At 69.0% G+C, this 3,000-nt stretch carries 2 protein-coding genes; both read right to left on the bottom strand.

Annotation, left to right across the window (positions count from 1 at the left end; genetic code table 11):
• Nucleotides 1-1,919 (bottom strand): dynamin family protein (locus AC27VN_RS37555; RefSeq protein ID WP_490879940.1); only part of this gene is annotated, 1,919 nt, incomplete at its 3' end.
• Nucleotides 1,920-2,028: 109 nt separating this feature from the next.
• Entirely contained in the window at nt 2,029-2,838 is an 810-nt protein-coding gene (gene mutM, locus AC27VN_RS37550) for a bifunctional DNA-formamidopyrimidine glycosylase/DNA-(apurinic or apyrimidinic site) lyase (RefSeq protein WP_093341156.1), read from the bottom strand.
• Nucleotides 2,839-3,000 lie beyond the last annotated feature (162 nt).

The raw sequence follows: 3,000 nt of genomic DNA, 5'->3' as shown, positions 1-3,000 counted from the left end.
TTGCCCTGCTGCGCGATCAGCGCGGTGAATTCGCTCAGGCGCTGCTGCAGCCCGGCCAGCGCGCTCTCCTGCGCCGCCAGTTCGAGCAGCCGCTCGTCGAGGCTGCCGGCCGCGTTCTGGATGCGCTCGATCGCCTCGATGCGTTTGCTGAAGTTGCGGCGGCGCTCCTTGAGCTGCGCATCGATCTGCGCGCTGGCGCCCTTGCTCCAGCGCTCGACCTCGGTCATGGCGGCCTCGTTCACCAGCCGCAGCCGGCTCGCGAGCGCGCGCACCAGCTTGTCGCAGAAGTCGGCCTGCGCGAGCTTGAGTATGTTGCCCACGCCCAGGTAGTGGATGTGGCTGCGCTCGATCTGGCTGAGCTCCTGCTCGAAGCCGCTGAGGTCGGGCTCGGCCGGCGCCTGCAGGGTGAAGCCCTGCTCGGCATTGAGCTGGCGGAAGGTGGCATGCAGCATCGACTGGATCTCGGCCGTGGTCGCCTGCACCTCGCGCAGGTTGTTGCGCAGCGAATCGAAGGTCTCGCCGTACACCTTGCGCACGTTGAACTTGACGCCGGGGCGCTTGAGCGCGGCCGACAGCCGCACCATGTCGGCCTTGAGCGCCGTGCGGCCCAGCACCGCGTAGACCTCGCGCAGCAGCTTGCCCTGCACCGAGCGCAGCGCCAGGATGCGCGCGTTGCTGCCCTCGAACTCGTTCTGCTCCTGGTCGATGCGCGCGCGCATGTGCCGGATCACCGACACGTTCTTGCCGCGCAGCCCCTGCAGCTCGAGCGCCTGCTCGGCCAGGTCGCGCTGGCGCACCTTGAGGATGCGCTCGGCCTCGGTCCGCAGCGCGGCCATGCCGGCATCGACGGCCAGCCGCAGCATGGTCTCGCGCTTGCCGAGCACGCCCTGGCCCAGCAGGGCCTCGAGCGCGGGCAGGCGGCTGGCCTCGAGCAGCCGCGCGTCGCGGTGCACCTTGGCCTGCAGGCCCTTCTGCGCCGACACCGGCAGCACCTGCGCGAGCGGCACGTCGAGGTGCTTGGCGGCGACCTGGCGCTGCTGCTCGATCTGCTGCTCGATTTGCGCGTGGGTGCTCAGCGTGTCCCACAGGGTGTCGATCTTGTTGAGCACCACGAAGCGCGTGTCGCTGCCCTCGTTCTCGGTCACGAGGTGCTCGCGCCAGATCGACAGGTCGGAGCGGGTGACGCCGGTTTCGGCGCCGAGGATGAAGACCACCGCGTGCGCCTGCGGGATCAGGCTCACCGTCAGTTCGGGCTCGGCGCCGATCGCGTTGAGGCCCGGGGTGTCGAGGATCACCAGCCCCTGCTCGAGCAGCGGATGCGGCATGTTCAGCACGGCATGGCGCCAGCGCGGGATCTCGACCCGGCCCTCGGCGTCCTGCACCGGGTTGTCGTCGGGCGTTTCCTCGTTCCAGAAGCCCAGCGCGCGCGCCTCGTCCTGCGAGACCCAGCGCACCTCGGCCACCTTGGCCATCGCCTGGGCCAGCCGTTCGGCATCGCCGACGTCGATCGCGATCTCGGTCCAGCGCGCGGGCTGGTCGCGCCAGTAGGCGAGCGAATGCGGCTCGAGGCGGGTTTCGATCGGCAGCAGGCGCAGCTTGGGCGCCAGCATGGCGTCGTAGCCGAGCTCGGTCGGGCACATGGTGGTGCGGCCCGCGCTCGCCGGCATGATGCGCCGCCCGTAGCCGGCGAAGAAGATCGCGTTGATCAGCTCCGACTTGCCGCGCGAGAACTCCGCGACGAAGGCCACCATGACCTTGCTGGTGCGGATCTGCGATTCGAGCCCGCGCAGCCGCTCGGCCACCGCCTGGTCAAGCAGCTCGTTCTCGGTCAGCCAGCGGGACAGCCACTGCAAGCGGTGGGCGAAATTGCTCCGCCACGCACCGTGCTGGTCGAGTTGTTGGTTGAAGGAGCGGCTCAAGGTGGAAATGTAAAAACTTTCTTACAAATATAACATCGCAATCTGAAAACCGGGTGACCGGTACGCATTGACCTCCGGCCGTGCTGCGGCACTGCGACCGATCATCGGACTACTTCTGGCACACCGGACAGAAATAGGTCGAGCGCTGCCCCTGGCGCAGCAGCCGGATCGGCGTGCCGCAGACCCTGCACGGTTCGCCGGCCCGGCCATAGACCGTGGCCTCGAGCTGGAAGTAGCCGTTCTGGCCGTCGATGGAAAAGTCGCGCAGGGTGCTGCCGCCCTTCTCGACCGCCCGCGCCAGGATCTCCTTGACCGCGGCATGCAGCCGCGCGGCGCGCGGCCGGCTGATGCGCGCGGCCGACAGCGTGGGACGGATGCCGGCCTGGAACAGTGCCTCCGAAGCATAGATGTTGCCCACGCCCACCACCACGTCGCCCGCGAGCAGCACCTGCTTGATCGCGGTGCGGCGCTTGCGCAGGCCGGCATGGAAGGCATCGAGGTCGAAGGCCTCGCCCAGCGGCTCCATGCCGAGCCCGCCGAGCAGCTTGATCGCCCAGGGCGCGGCCTCGTCGTCGACGTAGACCACGGCGCCGAAGCGGCGCGGATCGTTGAGCCGCAGCGTGCCGCGGTCGGTAACCAGGTCGAAGTGATCGTGCACGCCGGGCTCGGGCAAGGCGGCATCGAAGCGCAGGCTGCCCGACATGCCCAGGTGCAGCAGCAGCAGGCCCACGTCGAGATCGATCAGGAGGTATTTGCCGCGCCGGCGCACCTCGCGCACGCGGCGACCCACGAGCAGCTCGGGCGCCACCATCAGCGCCCAGCGCAACGGCTTGCCGATGCGCACGGCATCGATGCGCGCGCCGGCGATGCGGTCCGCGATTCCGCGCCGCGTGACTTCGACTTCGGGTAGCTCAGGCATGGGGCTCCAACAACTGCAGGACACGAAGCCCCACGCGGTGCTCGTTCAAATGCATGGATTATTATGGTTCGATGATTCCATCGCCCCGCCGACACCGCCTTGCGGCGGCCGCGTCACTCGTGCTCCTGGCCTGCGCCGCCCACGTTCACGCGCAGTCCTCCG

The organism is Variovorax sp. 20P10.2.4 (assembly GCF_058244205.1).
The sequence above is the reverse complement of the archived record's forward strand: the minus strand, read 5'-3'. Positions and strand labels throughout refer to the sequence as shown.

Coding starts and splice junctions, on each gene's coding strand:
- mutM (WP_093341156.1), bottom strand. CDS start 2,838: ATGCCTGAGCTACCCGAAGTCGAAGTCACGCGGCGCGGAATCGCGGAC.